At 40.5% G+C, this 2,650-nt stretch carries 3 protein-coding genes; all 3 read right to left on the bottom strand.

All coding sequences use genetic code 11. The annotated features are described in order from the left end of the window. Positions 1-611 precede the first annotated feature (611 nt). Complete coding sequence (locus ACYTXL_RS00045; protein WP_461922948.1) at positions 612-857, bottom strand: HNH endonuclease; 246 nt, start codon at positions 855-857, stop codon at positions 612-614. A gap of 7 nt (positions 858-864) precedes the next feature. After that, positions 865-1,980 carry a Gfo/Idh/MocA family protein gene (locus ACYTXL_RS00050; protein ID WP_461922949.1) on the bottom strand — a complete coding sequence of 372 codons (1,116 nt, stop codon included), beginning with the start codon at positions 1,978-1,980 and terminating at the stop codon, positions 865-867. Positions 1,981-2,484: 504 nt separating this feature from the next. Next, positions 2,485-2,631: a DUF4870 domain-containing protein gene (locus ACYTXL_RS00055; protein ID WP_461922950.1), complete on the bottom strand. Its 147-nt coding sequence runs from the start codon at positions 2,629-2,631 to the stop codon at positions 2,485-2,487. Positions 2,632-2,650 lie beyond the last annotated feature (19 nt).

A 2,650-nucleotide genomic window follows, 5' to 3' on the forward strand; every position in this document is an offset into this window, starting at 1 on the left:
GTGTCTTCAGTTGCTCAAGTTGGGCAAAAAGTTAGCCGTTGATGTCAGCATGATCTCAAATCAGTTGGGATAGATGTAATACTATTTCACACAAAACCTGATACATATAGATTTATCATAGGGGCACAGCATTGCTGTGCCCCTAGCAAGTATCATTATTAAAGTGAAACCAATACGGTTCGGATAAGGTTTTTTCATGACAGATTCTAGATCACAAAGACGCGATAAATCGCCGTCTTTACAATAATCAGTGCTTTGTAGAGACGGCGATTTATCGCGTCTCTTGCCTTAACCGAACCGTATTGAAAGTGAAACCGTATAAGGGGGTACAGTGGTGCATTGGTGTCAACTTCAGCAAAACCCCTTTACAATTAAAACCTCGTTTCCAGCCAAAGGCTGGAAATGCACTTCCAAGCGGCTCTGCTGCGAGTAAGGAAGGCGGAGCCTTATAGAGAGCATTCTTAGTCGGAGACTAGTAGTCTGTCAAGTTTAAATTGATGAGTAAGCAATTTCGTAGTAAGGACTTTAGTCCTTATTTTCTAAGCACTAAAGTCCTTACTACAAACCCTCAAAACCAACTTGACAAAGTACTAGGAACGAGGCGAGAAACGTTATAAATCAAAATGGCGCCGGAAACGGGGATCAATATTGTCTGTTTTCTGCTGATTGCATATAAGACAGAGGGTTTGTAAATTACTGATATCATTTTGACCCCCACGGGAAAGGGGAATGATATGATCAATGCTGAGGTTAGTTTCTACAGTAGTTTTACCGCAGCTTTGGCATTGGTATTTGTCACGTTGAAAAACATATTTCTTTACTTCTGGCGGGATACGAATGCGGGGAGTTTTCCTCATTTGGTTTCTAGTTGCTAAGAAATCCTGACAAACTCGGTACATCTACCCAACTTGCTTTTTGATGAGATTCATGGGATAAATCCATCAACAACTGAGAGTAAATTCCTTCTCGCAGCGATGGTGTAATTTCCTGATTGCGGTTAATTCCTTGCAGCCATTGGTCTACTACGCGGATAAATGCACAAATGCGCCCATCAGTATAATTTTTCAGAAAAATTAACCGATTCGGTATTTCTATTTCCGTCAGAGGTTTACCCGACTGGGAACCCCAAACACGAAAACCATGTATATAATCTTTTTGATTTTCACTGCCCACTATTAATGTACCGCGATCGCCATATACTTCTACCCAATGGGTTCTTGCTGCATGAACAACCGCACTGATCGAAAGTTGGCAAGGTGTGCCATCCGTTAATTCCAGTGTTAATATACAGTTGTCATCGCTATCCACTGGCTTGGATTCCCCACTTACAGGGTCAATTCGTGTGGGAATAGCAGTTGTTAAATGGGCGTTTAATCTACGGACTGGTCCGAATAACCAGTGAATGTAATCGAAGGCGTGGGAACCCAAAGACCCTAATGCACCGCCTCCTTTATCCTTGTCAGAATACCAATTCCAAGGGCGTGAACTATCAGCACGAGAAGAACCTAACCAATCAATTTTAATTAGGCGCAGCTTACCCACATAATCTTCTGACAATAATTCAGCAAACAACTGCCATGCTGGTACAAAGCGAAATTCAAAATCTACAGTCGCAATCACGCCTTTGGCATTAGCTAACTGATAAAGTTCTTTAGCCTCAACTGCATTTAAGGTTGTCGGTTTTTCTAGTAATAAATGTTTCCCAGCTTGCAGTACGGTTTTTGCCATTTCATAGTGCAAAAATGGCGGTGTCGAAATGCTGACTGCTTGCACTTCTGGTAATGCCACAATATTTGTCAGTGAATCGTCAGCGTGGGGAATATTATGGGCTTCTGCTATGGCTTTGGCTTTATTTATATCTCGGTGATAAACAGCAACTACCTCAGTTTGAGGATGTGCTTGGAATCCAGGGATGTGGACTTTTTGACCAAATCCAGTGCCTGCGATCGCAACCCCAATCATATCATTATTTACTCCCATAATTATGCAATTTACTAAACCACGTCTATCTTGAAACCTGTAGTTCTTCTGTGATCAAAAGGATTTGCCCTCATCCCCCAACCCCTTCTCCCAAATGTGGGAGAAGGGGAGCCAGAATTTCAAAGTCCCTCTCCCAGATATGGGAGAGGGATTTAGGGTGAGGGCGAAAACTACGGTTCTCAACTTAGATGAGGTTTATTTGCTAAATATCATTTTATCAATCATATCTAATATATCCAAATCTTTACTTATATCAAACTTTCTAACAAACAATTTTTCTGCTTTAGTAACACCTAGTAATTTGTCAATCTAGTAATCAAGATTTTCTATAGCGTTTATTAATCAGATGAGGTACATCATAGCCCCCTCCTCGCTTGCGGGGAGGGGGCTATGATGTAAGTCAAAGGCGGGGTGGGGTTCTTTTTTTGATGTATGCAAGAGGTCTATTGCCTAACATAGTTTGATTTATTATTGCTCACTTATTTAGTATAGTATCACATAGTCTTATCGCAAAACTCTAATGGTCAAAGGGTAACGATAATGGTGACCGTTGTAAGCTTTGATAGCAGCAAAAGTCACTACAAATGATTGTCCTATTAGGATTAATAAAATTAATGACATGAACACAATTAGTAAAGTATCTAGAATTATTTTTAGTTGATTAACTGAA

Source organism: Nostoc sp., assembly GCF_054880495.1.